This is a genomic window from Tetragenococcus solitarius NBRC 100494 (assembly GCF_001544195.1).
GTDB lineage: Bacteria > Bacillota > Bacilli > Lactobacillales > Enterococcaceae > Tetragenococcus > Tetragenococcus solitarius.
Map to the genome: position 1 here is coordinate 1 of NZ_BCPY01000045.1, position 16,745 is coordinate 16,745.

General features: G+C 36.3%; 18 protein-coding genes. 1 reads left to right on the top strand and 17 read right to left on the bottom strand.

Features of this window, described 5'->3' with window-relative positions:
• Nucleotides 1-76: 76 nt before the first annotated feature.
• The 7 genes from TS1_RS10575 to TS1_RS10600 all read right to left on the bottom strand — a co-directional run bounded on the left by TS1_RS10575 (nt 77) and on the right by TS1_RS10600 (nt 7,026).
• Nucleotides 77-994 (bottom strand): DUF7916 family protein, encoded by a 918-nt coding sequence (locus tag TS1_RS10575; RefSeq protein WP_068710479.1) that lies wholly within the window; start codon nt 992-994, stop codon nt 77-79.
• Between the two features lie 72 nt (nt 995-1,066).
• Nucleotides 1,067-1,765, bottom strand: coding sequence for an MBL fold metallo-hydrolase (locus TS1_RS10580; protein ID WP_068710480.1), 699 nt, complete (start codon nt 1,763-1,765; stop codon nt 1,067-1,069).
• A 41-nt stretch (nt 1,766-1,806) separates the two neighbouring features.
• Nucleotides 1,807-3,240 carry a PTS transporter subunit EIIC gene (locus TS1_RS10585; protein WP_068710481.1) on the bottom strand — a complete coding sequence of 478 codons (1,434 nt, stop codon included), beginning with the start codon at nt 3,238-3,240 and terminating at the stop codon, nt 1,807-1,809.
• Nucleotides 3,241-3,263: 23 nt separating this feature from the next.
• Nucleotides 3,264-4,106, bottom strand: coding sequence for a PRD domain-containing protein (locus tag TS1_RS10590; protein WP_068710482.1), 843 nt, complete (start codon nt 4,104-4,106; stop codon nt 3,264-3,266).
• Between the two features lie 193 nt (nt 4,107-4,299).
• Nucleotides 4,300-4,467, bottom strand: coding sequence for a M20/M25/M40 family metallo-hydrolase (locus TS1_RS12560; RefSeq protein ID WP_281177367.1), 168 nt, complete (start codon nt 4,465-4,467; stop codon nt 4,300-4,302).
• Complete coding sequence (locus TS1_RS10595) at nt 4,464-5,246, bottom strand: glucose-6-phosphate isomerase family protein (RefSeq protein WP_068710483.1); 783 nt, start codon at nt 5,244-5,246, stop codon at nt 4,464-4,466. Before TS1_RS10595 ends, TS1_RS12560 begins: the two co-directional genes overlap by 4 nt.
• Nucleotides 5,247-5,271: 25 nt before the next feature.
• Nucleotides 5,272-7,026: a class I mannose-6-phosphate isomerase gene (locus tag TS1_RS10600; protein WP_068710484.1), complete on the bottom strand. Its 1,755-nt coding sequence runs from the start codon at nt 7,024-7,026 to the stop codon at nt 5,272-5,274.
• Between the two features lie 232 nt (nt 7,027-7,258).
• Between TS1_RS10600 and TS1_RS10605 the strand changes: the two genes are divergently transcribed.
• The gene (locus TS1_RS10605) at nt 7,259-7,990 is read left to right on the top strand and encodes a GntR family transcriptional regulator (protein WP_068710485.1); all 732 of its coding nucleotides are present in this window, start codon (nt 7,259-7,261) and stop codon (nt 7,988-7,990) included.
• Nucleotides 7,991-8,074: 84 nt separating this feature from the next.
• On the opposite strand, the gene TS1_RS10610 is transcribed toward TS1_RS10605, so the two are convergent.
• From TS1_RS10610 to TS1_RS10655, 10 genes are all read right to left on the bottom strand, one after another.
• Nucleotides 8,075-8,893, bottom strand: coding sequence for a PTS system mannose/fructose/sorbose family transporter subunit IID (locus TS1_RS10610; RefSeq protein WP_068710486.1), 819 nt, complete (start codon nt 8,891-8,893; stop codon nt 8,075-8,077).
• 19 nt (nt 8,894-8,912) lie between these two features.
• A complete protein-coding gene (locus TS1_RS10615; RefSeq protein ID WP_068710487.1) occupies nt 8,913-9,749 on the bottom strand; it encodes a PTS mannose/fructose/sorbose/N-acetylgalactosamine transporter subunit IIC in 837 nt (278 codons plus the stop codon).
• Nucleotides 9,750-9,770: 21 nt separating this feature from the next.
• On the bottom strand, nt 9,771-10,262 hold the full coding sequence (locus TS1_RS10620) for a PTS system mannose/fructose/N-acetylgalactosamine-transporter subunit IIB (RefSeq protein ID WP_068710488.1): 492 nt from the start codon (nt 10,260-10,262) through the stop codon (nt 9,771-9,773).
• 468 nt (nt 10,263-10,730) lie between these two features.
• On the bottom strand, nt 10,731-11,657 hold the full coding sequence (locus tag TS1_RS10625) for a glutathione S-transferase C-terminal domain-containing protein (RefSeq protein ID WP_068710489.1): 927 nt from the start codon (nt 11,655-11,657) through the stop codon (nt 10,731-10,733).
• Nucleotides 11,658-11,670: 13 nt separating this feature from the next.
• On the bottom strand, nt 11,671-12,414 hold the full coding sequence (locus TS1_RS10630; protein WP_068710490.1) for an amino acid ABC transporter ATP-binding protein: 744 nt from the start codon (nt 12,412-12,414) through the stop codon (nt 11,671-11,673).
• A gap of 12 nt (nt 12,415-12,426) precedes the next feature.
• Entirely contained in the window at nt 12,427-13,086 is a 660-nt protein-coding gene (locus TS1_RS10635; protein ID WP_068710491.1) for an amino acid ABC transporter permease, read from the bottom strand.
• A 15-nt stretch (nt 13,087-13,101) separates the two neighbouring features.
• A complete protein-coding gene (locus TS1_RS10640; protein ID WP_068710492.1) occupies nt 13,102-13,431 on the bottom strand; it encodes a glycine cleavage system protein H in 330 nt (109 codons plus the stop codon).
• 19 nt (nt 13,432-13,450) lie between these two features.
• Nucleotides 13,451-14,821, bottom strand: a complete 1,371-nt coding sequence (locus tag TS1_RS10645; protein WP_068710493.1) for a class-II fumarase/aspartase family protein — start codon at nt 14,819-14,821, stop codon at nt 13,451-13,453.
• Nucleotides 14,822-14,836: 15 nt separating this feature from the next.
• Entirely contained in the window at nt 14,837-15,865 is a 1,029-nt protein-coding gene (locus TS1_RS10650) for a lipoate--protein ligase (protein ID WP_068710494.1), read from the bottom strand.
• A gap of 58 nt (nt 15,866-15,923) precedes the next feature.
• Nucleotides 15,924-16,745, bottom strand: an 822-nt coding sequence (locus TS1_RS10655; RefSeq protein WP_169792376.1) for a transporter substrate-binding domain-containing protein, incomplete at its 5' end; no start/stop codon positions are given.

The window sequence follows — 16,745 nt, forward strand, 5'->3', positions numbered from 1 at the left end:
AAATTTTGGAACCTACCATAATTTCCAATTACCGTAAAATTAAAATAACCTTAAAGTTAAAACAACCTTTTTATTATTAGCGATTAATAGAACGAGCCATACGTTGAATGGTATGACGTTCACCACGAATTGCGTTACTTAGTGCATAAATATTTTCAAACGGTGATTGCACTCCCCAAGCAGAATCCCCAATATGTTGAATATCTACACCACAAATTTTAGTGCGCATCGCAATATTTTCAATATAACTTTTTCCGCTACCTTCTTGACTTGTTCCAATCGCACTCATAACTAACCCATTTTCATTATGAACTAATTTTACAATATCTTTTAATTCCTCTTCATCAAATCCTGGTACAGTCCCTATAGCTGGCACCAAAATGACATCTGCTCCGGCTTTTAAAAAAGACTGGACTACTTCTTTACTAATAACTGGCTCGTCAACACCTGATCCATGCATTTTACCAGCAATAATTAAACCGCTAAAGTGTTTTTTTGCTAATTTTAAACTTTCCACGGTCGCTGCGTTGCTCACTCCAGTACTCGGATTCCCCGTCAATACAACAAACTGAAAGCCTAAACTTTCTGCTTCTTGTAACACTTCTGTATCAGCCACACATCCTCTAGAGATTTCAAGACGATCTTCTACCATCTCCGCCTTCTTATCTATTGGTTCAAGATTTATTCCAATGGGACGCCCTACCAATTTTTGCAGTCGTTGAATACTTTCCCTTCTTTCATGAGACGCGTCATCTTCACTTGGATAAAGCCCAAAGATTTCCGGTTTAAAAACATCTAAGCGATTCATCAAAAGCATATCGGCTCCAAAAGCGGCCGCGATCTCTGCAGTTGTTATTTCATCGATATTACTTTGTGTCACTATATTTTCACTGACAATGACCCGTCCTTCGCTGGCCTTGATACTTTGTTTTAAATCATTAGCATTAAATTGTAATGTCTCACTTGTATCTGCACTAATCAATCGTTTTACCATATTTTTGTTCCTCCTCATATTTTTTACATAATAAGCAGGAGTATTTTTCCTTGCTTAAATTTTTATAACAGGTTATCTATCGTTTTTTAAATAGGATGCATATGCTTCTTGTATCGAATCTGGTCCAAATCTCGGTATGCCATGTCCTGCTAAAGTTAAGGTTATTTTATACCTTGGAGTATATATTTTTTTTAAGGACTCTCCTAGTTTCTTAGAATCATAGGTTAAGTCTCCTTTCCAACCACTTAAAATTAACTCTCCTTGATTACCCTCTACATAAAAAGTATCACCTGGAAATAAGATACTTTCATTGTCTAAATGAATTAGATAAACAAGCGAACCATTTGTGTGCCCAGGAGTTGTTATTACTGTAAAAACTAAATTACCTATCTCTAGAAAACAGTCTTCACTAATTAAAATATCCGCAGTCGTTGGAGGCATTGTATGGTTTATACATGGAGAATCTTCTCCTAAATTTCCTTCTTCTAACATTCTAACGTCTTCTTTACCAATTATTATTTTAGCTCCCAATTCTTCTTTAAAATATTTAGCTCCACCAAGATGGTCGTCATGTCCATGTGTTAATAGTAAGTGAGTAATTTTATTTGGATCTATATCCCAATAATTTAAGTTTTCTAATATTGAATCCAACGCGTTCGGACTTCCTGTGTCGATCATGACATATCCCTCTGAATATTTTACAATGTACGCATTGCCAAGATATCCCCACATTCCACCTGTTATTTGGTAAATATTTTTTCTTATTTGCATACAGCAACCACTTCCAAATTAATATTTTTATTTCATAAAAACTAAACCATCACTTCAGTTGATGCTGAATCCTCTTCAAACATAGACTCATTTACTCCAAAAAACCAAGTCAGGATAAATGACACGATAGTAACTATCATAATTCCTATTAAGGCTAATATAAAATTGTTTCCTCCTGTCGGACTAATGAACTGAGGAAGACTTAAAAATGACACAGTCACTAATTCGTACACTTTTACATCAAAAAAGCTAAAATACAAGCCCCCTATTCCTGAAGCAATAATAGATGGGATAATAGGCTTTTTCATTTTTAGCATTAGCCCATACACTGCCGGTTCAGTAATTCCTGAAGCTCCTATAGAAAAAGCAGCAGTTCCAGCAAAAGTCTTTACACTCTTTTTCTTTGCCTTGAAGAAAATAGCTAATGACATACCGAATTGTGAAAAATTCCAAGCTGTAAAAGCAAGCCATAGAAACGGATCGTAGCCTAAATTCGAAATGTTCGAAAATGCAACGGGAAAAAATACCCAATGGCTTCCTGTAGCAATAAACAGCGGCATTAATAAACTAAGCAAAGTCACTCCTAACACTGAGATTTGGCTATAAACCCAAATCGCGCCTTCCGCAATAAGGGTGGTTACATATCCTCCTATTGGAGCAGTTATAGTTAACGTTAGCGGTGCCATAATTAAAAATACAGGAAACATTTTTAACAAACCTAATTTATTTAAAAATGGTCTATCAAACACTTTTTCTAATAAATATTGGACCCATACAGTGATTAAAATTGGAATTAATGTTGCTTCATAATTTAGAGACGGAACTGGAATACCAAATAAATGTAAACTTTGTCCGGATTCAACTAAGTCAATTAATGTAGGATGCATCAGAATTCCAGCAAGTATTAAACTTAAAATTGTGTTTGTCCTAAAAAATTTAGATGCGCCATATGCTACTAGAAAAGGCATAAAATGAAATAATGAATCCCCCATTAATTCTAAAATTTGATGAGTTTGGCTTTCTGCGTCGATTATATTAGTAACCGTTAACAAATTAAGTAAAGCGAGAAAAAGACCTGTCATAGCAAGTCCCCCAATTACTGGGGTTAAAGAGTTTGAAATAGCATTTAAGATTTGCTCTATAATGCTTTTTAGAATGTTTTTCTTTTGCGGTTCATCTTGAATTTTATCTTCTAACTCAGATGTTGTGTTACTTGTGCCTTCTGTACTATTATGTTTGTTATAAATATAATTATATACCTTATCAAGATTTTGAGGTATCACTATTTGGAGCTGGCCACCAGAAACAAGCACTTGAATCACTCCATCTATACTGTTTAAAAATTCCTTGTCAACTTTAGAATTGTTTTTAATCCTCAGTCTAAGTCTAGTATAGCAATGTGATACGTTTTCTATATTATCAATAGTTCCTACACCTTTAATTATTTTATCACCAATTGCTTCATATTTTTGCATACCTATTACTCCTTCCATTAAAACTATTCAAACTTTCTTTGATTACTTTTTTCATACAAACGATTCAGATGAATCATCAAGTACAGTAATTCATCATTTGATACTTGATTACCTAAATTTTTTTCAATTAATTGGCTCACTTTAACTGCCAAGAAATAAATATTCTTATGCTCCTTTTGCAAAGCAGTCAGTAGCTTAGTATTATCACCCACAAATTTTTCACCACTTCTAACTCTTTTTAAGTAATAAAACATATGCATACGAAAACGTTCGTAATTAAACTCATCCTGATCGATATCAATTGATAACTCTTTTTCTATTAAAGAGGTTATTTCGCTAATAACTTCTTCAATTGCTATTTCTTCTTGTGAAACTTTGTATTCTGCTTGACTGTCAACAAAATGCATCGTTATTGCAGTTATTTCGTTTTTGGGCAAGGTAACTTGCATACAATTTTGAATCATAACCACCGCTTTTTCAGCCACTTGATTTTCTTTAGGATATAATTGCTCTACTTCGTGCGAATAAACTAAACGAGCATCTTTATACTGAGATAAACGTTGCAAAGAAAACTGAATATGATCTGCTAAACTAAATACAATTGTAGGATTTAAATTACCCGCAAGTTCTTTTTGTGCCATTGAAACAATGCCTACACTCAAGTCGATGATTTCTTCGGATAACTCTTTTAACAGAATCTCAAAATGTTCGTTTAATTTATAAAAGGTCATTGTTATTTTACTTAAATCCGTTAATTCATAAGGGGTTTTAGGAAAGCCTATACCTTTGCCAAACGCGATTAACTCATTTCCACTTTCGTCCTCATATTCTGCAACGTTGTTATTAATTTTTTTCACAACTTTCATCTCATCACCTCATAAAAAAACTCCCTGAGCACATACTCCACCCCACTTTCGGAATGGTAATGCCTCAGAGAGTAACAATCCATTTATTTATTTTATTAACGTAAATTTACCAGATTTAGAAAGCGATGTCAATAGCGCCATTTTTTAAACTCAATGTTTTTGACAAGTAAAGCCGCCATGTTAAACATCTATCTCACTCCAAATACTTCCTAGCAAAACACTCATAAAATTCCACGGCAGCTAAATATTCCTCAATATCCACATACTTATCAATTTGATGGACAGTTTCGTTTCCTGGTCCGACCACAAACATCGTTGGAGCTGAATGGCTCTTAATAAAGTTCGAAGCGTCAGAATTTATGGTTCATAATTTGACCAGATATTTTGGGCTGTAGCAGGTTGAGTGACAAACGTGAACAGTTCATTTTTTTGCTCATATTGAGTGTATATGGGGACTCCCTTTTGCAAATTAAACTCTGGGTATTCTCTCACATTTTTCTCGACCAACCTTGATGTATCGTAAGCATCATTTTTTATCCACGATATATTATATTTCTCTCCCAAAATTGGAAAATAGGCTAAACCTCCGTGAGCACGGATATCAGCGTATTCAAAACCGAAGTCTCTTACACACCAAGCCCCAAAAACCATATTTTTATCAGGATTGGCGTTCACCGTACAATGGGCCCAGCTAGGGGGAACAATCACGACTTCTCCCGCTTTAGCGTACACTGCAAAACATTTACCAGGATCAGTTTGGGCTGTTTCTTGCATATAAATGATCGCTTCGCCTTCCCAAATCTCATAAACTTCTGGAGTAGATGTGCCGCATGAAGGAGAAATAGCGTGAATATGTCCTTGACTTCGAACGGGTTCTGCTCCCAGTCTTCCTTTTGCATAAATCACTGCGCCATATAATAAAAAACGTTTATTTAAATCTGCCTTATCTTTCTCTTTGCCAATATCCATCGCAATGGCATAAGGAATTTTAGGACCCTCTGTATAAAAGTCTTTTAAACTTTTGCTAATATCATCTAGATATCTTTTTTCTACTTCAGGTCCAAAAACATCCTCACCGTAAATAAAAGTCATATTGTCTTTATCAACAGCAATCTTAAAGCCTGGATAAAATTCAACCATCTATTCTTCCCCCTTATTCGCTAAATTATAAATTACGTACAAATGCTTGAATTACCGCAGCTTCTTTGTCATGGTCTCCGATATTTATCATCCTATATTTCTTAATACTTTCTGGAATAATAAAGGTTTCGCCATAACTTACAGGGAATGGGTCAAATGAATAATCTAAACTTTCAATTACAACAGTTGTACCCTCTACTAAGTTAAGCATATTGACACTTTCATGAGTTTCAACGATGATAGATTCTTTGAACCAATGCCGATCTGTCGCAATAAATTCAAGTTCGTTTAATCCTGTTCGCTCCGTTTTTACATCTTCTTGGTTTGTTAAGTTTTCAAATTCGTCCTCGACTCTGCTGATTAAGTTCTTGTGTGCAAAATCAGTATCTCTTTTGACTAAAATATTGTGTTGGCCATGATTAACATGCACGGGCCTAGGTAGACCGTCTAAGCCGGTTCTCTGCCAATCCCATAATTTAAATGTAAAAATATAAGGAGTAGCACTGATTTCTAATACGACTGTATCTGGTCCGCCACAATGAATCGTTCCAGCAGGAATAGAAATATGATCATGTTTTTTTACTGGAAAAATATTAATATATTTTTCATCTGGAAAACGATAATTTCCTGCTTCTGCTTTTTTTAAGTCATTCACTAACTCCTCTTTTTTAACACCATTTTTAACTCCCAGATAGACAGTAGAATGATCGGTTGATGCTAAAATATAGTAACTTTCATCTTGAGTATAATGAATACCAAATTTATCTTGTGCATATTCTACTAGTGGATGTACTTGTAAACTTAGGTTGCCACCACCCATGGTATCTAAATAATCAAAACGAATCGGAAACTCAGTGCCAAATCTTGCATGCACTTTGGGGCCTAATAGTTCATTAGGATGGCGAAAAACTACGTTTGTTGCCGGCACTTCAATTTTTGTGCTGTTGTTATAATTTAAAATAATACTATTTTCTTCCGGGATACCATCAAAAGCCCAACCAAAATTATCGGCGTTCGGATCTAAATCAAAATTTTCTTTCATCCACTGTCCACCCCAAACACTTGCATCAAAGTAAGGGACAAGACGGAATGGCTGATGGGCAACTTGTTGCAGGCCTTCTCGATAAGAATCCCCGTCAATCATTTTGGGGGATTTTTCAACATTGGTATCTAATAAATAATCTATTTGTTCGAATACTTTCTTTTTCTGGCGGTCCGCCATCCTCCATTCAAAAAAATAACCCCGCTTAAACTTTCTTAGCTTATCTTCATCTTTATTATCTGTTTTCCAATTTTTCATTCCTTCTTTAAAGCGACGTTGAATTTTCCATCTGGTAAGATCCGCATATACTAAGATATCTGGTTCAACCAATAGAGTCGTTCCTGTCCCGTATACAATAACAAGTCCTGCCGTTTGTTTGATCTCATTTTCTGCCAATTTGATATTTTCCTTATGGAAAAATTGATCTATCGTATAATGGGACAATACGCCAAAAACACGATCTTCCGTGATAACGTCTTTGATTTTTGCTTGAACCTCTTCTATAGAAAGTGCATAATCATCAGCAAAAATAATTTTGCTTGCTGGCAATAAGGGAAATAGCTTATTTCTCAACTCACTGTAGTTTACCCCAGGATAACTTTCAATTGCTAAAACTACTTTTTCTCCTTTTATTGCAGCGATCGATTTATTTAATTTTTCAGCGATGGCTGAAAAACCTGTAAATCCATCTGCAACATTTTTAATGATAATCTCTGGTTTCAAATTATATTTACTCATTGATTTCGCTCCCTTAACTATATTGTCATAACAATTTGTTCACTGAGAAAATTTTTTATTAAAACAGTAATCTCTGTTCTATATTTTAACCACATGTAGTTATTTGAATGATACATTAAAAATTCTTGTTGTAAAATATTATGTTAAAATCAAACGTCATTGTAACATTGATCATGATATGCTACTCTATTGTTATAACAATAGGTAAGTATACTAGAAAGTGTGTATAAAAATGAAACAGACCATTAACTATGATTCCACTATCCCCTTATATATTCAGATTGCCGAAGAACTGCGGATGAATATTATCTCTGAAAAATGGAAACCAGGTACAAAAATCCCACCAGAATTAGAACTATGTGATACATATCATGTAAGTAGAATTACGATTCGTAAAAGTATCGAAGAGCTAGTGAAAGACAAATTAGTTTATCGAAAACGAGCAAAAGGAACTTTCGTTGCTGAATGGGAAGAAAAAAACGACGAGCATTTTACCTTTGTAAAAAGCTTTACAACAGAAATGAAAGAATTAGGTAAGGATGCCTCAACACTCAAAGCCGAAATTTCCATTATTCAAGCCAATAAAAAAATTGCGCGTTACTTAAACCTCAATATAGGAGACCCTGTTTTGAAATTAACACGTATCCGAGGAACTTCTGATAATGCTTTCGCTTATTTTGTCACCTGTTTTACCTATGACCAAAGATATCCTATGGACAACGAAGCTTATTATGGTTCACTATATGCTTTGTTAGCAAAATACGGAGTCATAGTAAACCAGGAAACAGAATACATTGAATCTATTTTACCAACAAAAGAAATTGAAGATGTTTTAAACATTGGGCATTATGAGCCTGTTTTAAAAAGAGTACGTATGACAAAGCATTTAGAAGGTTCTTTCAGAGAATATAGCGAATGCTTTTACATCGGTAATCAATACCGCTACTACGTAAACCTCACATAATCTCTACATTTTCTACCAGTTAGCTATTTTTATAGTTAAAAAGTTCTTTGAAGCGTGTCACCTCAGAGAACTTTTTATTTTATGCTAGAATAATCCAATGACGACGCCAACTGCACTAATCGTTGTTAAAATTAAGATAACTTTGGTGGCAGTTACTTTTTTAAATGAGATTAAATACCAAGCTAGCAAAACCATCATTAACGGTAGAATTTTTGGAAAAAAACCGTCCAGCACTTCTTGTAAGTCTTGTGTCTCTTGTCCCATAGGAATTTTCAGTCCTGTTGTTAATTCAATATTTGAAGCTGCTAAAGCACCTACAACTATGATACCCAGCGTATTAAATGCGTCTGTAATCCTTCTTGCATCTTCCCCAATAATAACGTCGATAGCATTTACACCAAGCTTATATCCATTCATAAATGTTAAATAAGAAATTGAAAGACTGACAATACCGAAAGTTACAATATAAAAAAGTGGACCTAATGCATTTCCTCCAGCTGCAAGCCCCATAGCAATTGACAATAAAACAGGTATGATAATTCCTTGAATAATTGAATCTCCAATACCAGCAACAGGTCCCATTAATGTTGTCTTAATATTAATCGGCATTTCTTCAGGTACATCCCCACCGATTGCAATTTCTTCTTCCAAAGAAGTGATAATACCGGTGATTAGTTGTCCAACTTGTGGTTCTGTATTAAAAAACATTGAATGTCTAACTAACAATTCTTTCTTTTTATCTGGTCTGTCATGATAATATTTTTTGGCAAAAGGTAAATAAGAATACGCCCAAGCGTGTGCTTGCAGCTTTTCATAACTCATCGAAGAAAGATGAGTAAAGCCAAAGCGAGCCCAAATTTGACGTAATTCTTTTTTTGTTAGCCTATTTTCATTATTTTCCATCAGATTTTCTCTCCTTTAACTAAAATAGATCCTCGTCTTCATATATATTACTATCAGAAGCTGATGAAGCAGCCGTATTATCGGGACCTGCTGTCTTCTTTCCAGCTGCTAGATAAACAATATAAGCGACTAACGCTGCTAAAAATACAACCGCAATCATATTTAAATCAGCAAATGCTATTAATACAAATCCGACAAAAAAGAAAATCAATTGAATTTTTTCTTTGATCACAATATTCATCAGCATGGCAATCCCAAGCGCAGGTAAAACACCGCCAAGTACAGAAATAATATCCGTAATCACTTGTGGCACACTAGAAAGTAGCCAATCAACTAAACCCTTACCAAAATATATAGCTAAAGAGACTGGAATCGCTCGTACTAAAAAAGTTGTTATTTGCGGCAATATTACATGGTTCATGACAATTCCCTTGTCATCGCTATTTTCTGCGGCAGTTTGAGCACGTCTATTCCAAAACGAGTAAAACGCCATCCTTGTATTGTAGAAAATAAGTCCGAAAGTTTGACCAATTAGAATAGCTAGGGTTACGGCTACAGCCGGATCCTTAGTTGTAGCTAGCGCTAAGCCGATACCCCCATAAGCAGCATAGGTAATTTCGCTATTTGTCGCTCCTCCAGTAGATAAATTAGCAATAAAAACAGCTTGAACAGCTAAACCGCATAATACTCCCGCTTGAACGTCTCCAAAAGCAAGTCCAACTAAAAGTCCTGCAACTAGTGGACGACCAACAATATAAAAACCTCCGCTGACTCCAAATAACCAAGCTGTTTCAACAGCGCCAAGATAACAAAAAATTCCAGTAAGAAGGGCAGGAAATAATAATTGTATATCCAATGTCATCGCTCCTTTTTGTAATTAGCTAGCATCATATTTTGCTTTCATAGTTTTCCAAGTTCTTGGTTCGTCATCTGGTAATAATTGAAATTCGATGTTAATCCCTTGATTGTTCATATATTCAAAAGCTTTGTAATCTTCATCATTAATGGCCACAGCTCTTCCTAATACCTTTGCTCCTTCACGACTTCCCATCGGTCCTACATTTAACGTTGGGCCAAAGTCAGCACCTAATTCTACTAACTTAGCAAAATATTGAGGTGAATTGCTGATCAAAAAAAAGTTTTTATTTGATACTTGGCCTTTTGAAACGCCTTCTACACCTTGTTTAACATCATAAATTCCGAGCTTTAAATTTCCAGCAGCAGACTTTAAAACTTTTTTCCTGAGCTCATCTTTTACTACATCATCGCTTACAACTAAAATCCCTTGAACCGGCACGACTCTACTCCATCTGGTTGTTGTCTGACCATGAATAATCCGATCGTCTACTCTTGCTAAAGTGATTGACATCTTTGGCGCTCCTTTCTACTTTTAAATCCTAATACAGCTTTGATATTGTTTAGATATAAACTCTTTTACTTTGAAAACAAATAATTACCTTAATGAAATACCTCATCAGCTAATTAATTTTTACATTCTAAGTTATAATTCTGATTTGCCTTAAAAAACAGATGTCAAAGATTTACAAGCCGTTAGTAAAAAGCGCTTTCAAAAATGCGTTAACAAATTTTATTAGTATACAATAACGATTTTTTCTAAAATGTATACTTAGTCTCATTGTCATTACAATATATATTATATGGGTAAAATGCTTTATTGTCACTATATTATATTGCATATTTCGATAATACAATTCATAAAAAGTAGACCAATATGTTTAAAAAATAACTTTCCTTACTTCCTCTTATTTTAAGAATAAATAAAAAAGCCCAATATGCTCATTGGACTTTATTGTATAAATAATAAAGTAGAAAATTTTTAAATGATTTCCAGCTCTCCAAAAGTCGAGGTTATAGTTTCTTTCTGATACTTTGAACCAAACGTTTTAAGATTATGAGGTGAGCGATAGTGGGTTTCTACAATTTGTTCTAACTTTGTGGTTTCTCGAATGGCTGGTATTTGATAAAATTTGTGCACGTAACCTCTCAGGTTTTCGTATCCAGCAAGTTGGCAGCTGTCTAAAGCAAACTGCTTTGCATAAATCGGACAACGTAACAAGCTAGGGAATAAACGTAAATCAGCGTCAGTCAATGTATCACCAAAAAGAAAGGGATATTGTCCCAAATGTCGGTCTAAAATTTGAAAAGTCTGCGCTAGTTTTTTATCTTCTTTCCTTTTATCTTCGACATTTGCAGCATGTCCTGCACGATAAATTTGAACATTAACATGTTGAAAAATAAAACCGCTCATTGCATCTATTTGCGACTGTTTGTCTACCGGATAAAGCTTCCAACTTGGAGTTTTCTCTAATTGATTCGAAAATCGTACCAATATTTTACTAAGATTATATTGGTCATTAGTAATGACTTCATGCCGTTTTTTATCATATAAACAAGGTTGAATGCCTTCAGCTTTTTGCTCAAATAATTCATATAAATAGTAGACACCATCCATGGTAGCTGAAAAATGCCAAGACTGATCTTTATGAGGGGCTAATTCTATTGTTTCTATCCAATCAGTTAGTCCTAATAAATGAATTGTGGCCGCCACGCGCTGTGCACGTGGACAAGCCGGTAGCCAGATCAGTGCATACCGCTTTTTTTCTAATGGATAACTTTCTTCTGGCCAGTAGAACTCTCCATCGTGTAAAAAAGATTGACGATAAAAAGCTTCTCGTGCTTTTGTTAAAGAAATTTGTTGATATTCTTGAAAGCTTTGTTGAATTTCTTCTTGTAATAATGTCATTAAAACTGTCCTTTCACACTTCAAGCTTCAATGAATGAATAAATCGACGGATACGCGGATCCTCGCTAGCAAAAAATGCTGTTGCCGAGCCATCAAAATCGATTTTTCCTTCTTCTAAAAACACAATGCGGTCTGCGACTAAACGGGCAAAATCGATATTATGAGTCACTAGAACCATCGAAAGACGCTCGTGTGCTAATTCTTGTAAGACACGTAAAACTTCTATTTCTAATTCTGGATCTAAAGCAGAAGTCGGTTCGTCAAACAATAGATATTGAGGCTCCATGGCTAAAGCTCGTGCAATCGCAACACGCTGCTGCTGTCCTCCAGAAAGCCGCGAAGGATAACTATCGTATTTATCAGAAAGACCCACTTGCTCAAGCAGTTCTTTTGCGTGTTGTGCAGCTTGGTCCTTGTCTTGTCTTAGTACAGTGACGGGTCCTTCCATGACATTTTCTACCGCTGTCAGATGAGAAAAAAGATTAAACTCTTGGAAAACCATCGCCGTATTACGCCGTAACTTTTGCTTGACTTTATTTGTTATTTTTTGCTCAAAATCAATCTGCAAATCGCCTAGCTGCAACTTCCCTTTTTCTGGCAGTTCCAGTAAGTTAATACAACGCAATAAGGTGGATTTCCCCGAACCAGAGGGCCCCAAAATAACGGTTGTCTGACCATCTTTCATCTGCAATGAAACGTTTTGTAAAGCCTTTGACCCTTCAAATGTTTTTGATAGTTGTTTTAATGCTAATGTCATTTTGTCCTCCTTTTATACATAAGTTGAAAATCGTTTTTCTACTTTACCCTGTAACCACGTTAAAACGGAGGTAAATAATAAATAAATGACTGCAACTTCAAGATAAATTAACATCGTTTCATAATAGCGACTCACATAGCGATCCGCTGTTAACATCAAATCCATAATCGTTACCGTGGAAGCAAGGGAAGTTTGTTTGACTAAAGAAATAAAATTTCCCATTAAAGCAGGAATAGCCACTCGGACCGCCTGAGGAAATACCGCCCGCGAAAAAACCTGAAAACGACTCATTCCTAAAGATTCTGCCGCTTCGATTTGTCCTTTGGGAACTGACGTCAATGCGCCGCGAATCGCTTCAGAAGCATAAGCCCCGAAATTCACTGCAAAAGCAATAATACCTGCCGGCCAAGGATTTAAGGTAATCCCCAAACTAGGTAAACCAAAGAAAATAATATATAGCTGCACTAATAAAGGCGTACCACGAATCACCCAAACGTAAAAAGCAGCGATTTTTTGCAACAAACGATTGGGCGAAAGGCGAGCTGTCGCAACTAAAATTGCCAGTAAAATTCCTAGCAAAAAAGATCCAACAGCTAGGGGGATTGTCACGCGTACACCCGCTTCTAGGATACTAAAAAAAGACGCATCAATAATCTCTAACTGTCTTTGCACGTTTGTTTGCCCTCCTTATTCAGTTAACTGTTGCCACTGGTTTTCAGATACGTTTTTCAGCACCACAAGCCAATTTTTTTGTTCATCTTGTGTATTCAAAATACTTGGATCCTCATCTGCTTTATCGTTTCGTTCAACAATATCTCCACTTAAAGGCGCTGTAATTTCTACGACGGTTTTAGATGCTTCAACTTCAGCTAAGACACCTTCTTGCTCGATAGTACCTAACTCAGCGATATCAGCAAAATTAATTTCTCCCAGCTCTTCTTGTAATTCTGGCGTTAGGCCAATCGTCACTGTTTCGTCATTTTTTTCAAGCCACAATTGTTGACTTTCTTTTCTCATAAATATCCCTCTTTTTTATTTATTTCATAACTTCTGGATGACGTTTTTTAAATAAGGCGACCACTTTTTTGCTTTGTTCAACGGCTATACCGATATAAGTGTGCGGGTCCAGCAGTGCGGTCAGTTCATCGGAAGAATAGTAATGGCCTATCGTTTCATTCTTTTGGAGTGCTTCCTTAAACGAAACCTTTTCTTGCCGTGCATCGTTGGCGATTTGATATAATAATTGATGGGCACTTTGTTTGCCTATCTGTTGTGCAAGGTCCATCATCAGACGCTCGGACATCTTTGAACCTCCATCTAAATATAAATTACGTTCAATATTGTCTGTTTTAAAACTTCCCTTATGTAAAAGGGTATAACTATAATTTAACTGTGCAGAAAGATACATACAAATTTCAGGTAAAGCAACCCAAATATTGCGCCAGCCAATCGTATCCTTTTCATGCATTACACGCATAGCTTCATACAGTAAGCTCATTTGATTTTGAACCAAGTTGCCAAGGTTAATGACCGCTTCACACATATAAGGGTTATGTTTTGTAGGTAATGCTGTAGAAGCTTGTCTACCAGCAGCGTAAGGTTCTTCAAATTCTTGAATTTCCGTGCGGCTTAAATCAAATAAGTCCTGTCCAAGTTTTTGCAATGCTCCGCTAATCATCGTTAAGATATGTCCATACTCTACGAAACGGTCCCGTTGTGTATGCCAGTATATTTCCGGTACTGAAAGATTTAAACGCTCCAGTACTTTCTTTTCTACAGTCATTCCCCATTCACCTAAAGCAGCATGTGTGCCTACAACACCACCGATGACGCCCGTAAAAACAAAAGGCTCCAGCTCATGAAGTCGCGTTAAATAACGTTCCAGCTCATTTAGCATTACCGCTGCACGAAAGCCGATCGTCGTTGAAGGCGAGTGACCGCCATGTCCTCGGCCCACAGCCACTGTTTCTTGGTACTTTTCAGCAATCTTAATCAGCTCTTTAGCAATCTTTTGTAAAGATGAATCAACAATTTGATGTGCTTGGCGCAATTGTAAAATCATCGCCGTATCCAAAATATCTTGGGAAGCCATACCGTAATGGATAAATTCTCCAGCAGATTCGCTCAATTGGTCTTGCATATATTTTACAAAACCTGCCAAAAAATGACCTGATTTTGCGGCTGCCAGGTAGAGCTTACGCATTTGGATCGTTTCGTAGCGACATAGTTGTTGGATTTCTTCTGCTGCTTTTTGAGGAATGATCCCCAGTTCTGCCTGAACTTGGGCTACCGTTCGTTCAACCAAACAAATATTTCTTAAACGGTGTTCATCATTCCATACTGCCCGCATATTTGCCGTAGAAAACTCATTTTGCATTGTTTGCAACCCTAATGCACCTGAACCCATATCAATCACCTCTTCTTACATTTCGCTTAAGATCACTTCAACTAGCTCCTCTGCTGTAACCTCTCCAAAATAACGAGTCAAATCAAAAGAACGAAAGACTGTCAGTAAATCGTCTTTTTTCAACGAAACGCCCAATAAAGCCGTTTCAATCTCTTCAAGATTACCAGAAGCAAAAAAATCGCCAAAAATTTGACACTCACAAATTTTACCTCGGTCAATCGCCAGTTGAAACTCGACTGTTCCAAATGAAAAACGATGGTCACGCTGGTAATTTAGCTGGCGTGAGCGGCCAAAATTCCAGTCCCAATTTCCAAATTTTTCTTCTACAATCTCATCTATGCGCTGCCACTGCTTATCACTAAAGGTATAGATTTTAATCTCTTCCAAACGATCCACAGCAAATAGCTCTTTAATTAACAACTCTCGAAATGCTTCAATAGTAATCTCTTGATGCTCCTTAGCTAAATAAGGTCTTAAAGCAGTCACTCGGCTTTCAACGGACTTTATTCCCTTAGCTGCCAATTTCTTTTTACTTGGTGTCAAAACATTAGCTAAAGTTTCATAATCTGCATCAAGTAACAACGTCCCGCCGACAACAACTTTCCCGCCGCTAACTAACATGGAAGTTCCAGAAAACTTTTTATCATTAATTAATAAGTCGTTTCTTCCGCTAAATTTAGCATTTTTGACCCCTAAGCGTTGCAAAGCTTGAATAATTGGTTGAGTAAAGCGGGAAAAGTCTTGATAGGAACTATGATCATCTTTACCAACAAAACCATAAATTAAGGTTCCTTGATCATGATAAACCGAACCGCCTCCAGAAGAACGGCGTACCAATTGGATATGCTGCTTTTCTAAGTAATTTAAATCCACTTCTGCAAAAGCGTTTTGGTGTTTGCCGATAATGACTGCAGGCTGATTAATATAAAAACGCATAATCGGTTCATCTAATTCTAATTCATTAGCTATGTAACTGGCAATGGCGTAATTATATCTAGCATCGCGAACTTCCTGGTCCTTACGTTTTTGATCAAGTAAATACATTTTCTTACTCCCCTTAAATAAACAAGCGAGATTAGACTCAATCCCGCTTGTATTATGCTTATTCGTCTTCATCTAGGTATTCATCAAAATCTTTGATTGATTTATCCATACCTAAATACTTATCATAAATTTTAGCTAGCGTGCCATCTTCTGTATTTTCAATAATTGATTCATTCAATTCTTCTCTTAATTTATCAGATCCTTTGGGCACGACTAAGGAAGCAGGCACATCTTGCACGGTCTCATCTAACACGCGAACAGGTAGTGGTTCTGGTTGTTTGTCCAGATAATCTTGTTGACCCACGTCACTTCCTAAATAAAAATCAGCACGATCATCCATAATCAGTTTAACTGCCTCATCCACCGTATCGATGGGAACAAGTTCAGCTCCTAATTTTTCAGCTTCTTGTCCTGTAGAAGTCGAAACACTTTGAGCTGCGCGTTTTCCATCTAAGTCATCAAGCGTTTCAATATCACTGTCTTCTGCTACAATGACACCCCAGACTTTATCAAAATAAGGGACTGTAAAATCATACTTTTCGGCACGTTCTGGTGTCTTACTTAAACTATGCATCGCCACATCAATACGATCGGTGTCCAGACTTTCTAAAATCGAATCAAAAGACATTTCTACAAACTCTGCTTTCACATTCCCATCTAAATCTTTGACAAGTTCTTTGGCCATATCTACTTCATAGCCAACGAGTTCTTCAGTGTCTTCATCATGGTAATTACTTGGCGGATAGCCCCCAGTGATCCCAAATTTAAGCACTTCAGCATTTTGTTCTGAAGAACTAGTCGCCGACGATTCATCTTCTGCAGCATCTTGTGATTGACAAGCCGTTAAAAATAGCAAGAAAACCGCAGAAAGCGCAGCCAC

Excerpts from the sequence above, each read along its gene's own strand:
- TS1_RS10650 (WP_068710494.1), bottom strand. The coding sequence starts at position 15,865 with ATGTATTTACTTGATCAAAAACGTAAGGACCAGGAAGTTCGCGATGCT.
- TS1_RS10580 (WP_068710480.1), bottom strand. The coding sequence starts at position 1,765 with ATGCAAATAAGAAAAAATATTTACCAAATAACAGGTGGAATGTGGGGA.
- TS1_RS10645 (WP_068710493.1), bottom strand. The coding sequence starts at position 14,821 with ATGGGTTCAGGTGCATTAGGGTTGCAAACAATGCAAAATGAGTTTTCT.
- TS1_RS10620 (WP_068710488.1), bottom strand. The coding sequence starts at position 10,262 with ATGTCAATCACTTTAGCAAGAGTAGACGATCGGATTATTCATGGTCAG.
- TS1_RS10585 (WP_068710481.1), bottom strand. The coding sequence starts at position 3,240 with ATGCAAAAATATGAAGCAATTGGTGATAAAATAATTAAAGGTGTAGGA.
- TS1_RS10610 (WP_068710486.1), bottom strand. The coding sequence starts at position 8,893 with ATGGAAAATAATGAAAATAGGCTAACAAAAAAAGAATTACGTCAAATT.
- TS1_RS10595 (WP_068710483.1), bottom strand. The coding sequence starts at position 5,246 with ATGGTTGAATTTTATCCAGGCTTTAAGATTGCTGTTGATAAAGACAAT.
- TS1_RS10575 (WP_068710479.1), bottom strand. The coding sequence starts at position 994 with ATGGTAAAACGATTGATTAGTGCAGATACAAGTGAGACATTACAATTT.
- TS1_RS10640 (WP_068710492.1), bottom strand. The coding sequence starts at position 13,431 with ATGAGAAAAGAAAGTCAACAATTGTGGCTTGAAAAAAATGACGAAACA.
- TS1_RS10630 (WP_068710490.1), bottom strand. The coding sequence starts at position 12,414 with ATGACATTAGCATTAAAACAACTATCAAAAACATTTGAAGGGTCAAAG.
- TS1_RS10625 (WP_068710489.1), bottom strand. The coding sequence starts at position 11,657 with ATGACATTATTACAAGAAGAAATTCAACAAAGCTTTCAAGAATATCAA.
- TS1_RS10600 (WP_068710484.1), bottom strand. The coding sequence starts at position 7,026 with ATGAGTAAATATAATTTGAAACCAGAGATTATCATTAAAAATGTTGCA.
- TS1_RS10605 (WP_068710485.1), top strand. The coding sequence starts at position 7,259 with ATGAAACAGACCATTAACTATGATTCCACTATCCCCTTATATATTCAG.
- TS1_RS10590 (WP_068710482.1), bottom strand. The coding sequence starts at position 4,106 with ATGAAAGTTGTGAAAAAAATTAATAACAACGTTGCAGAATATGAGGAC.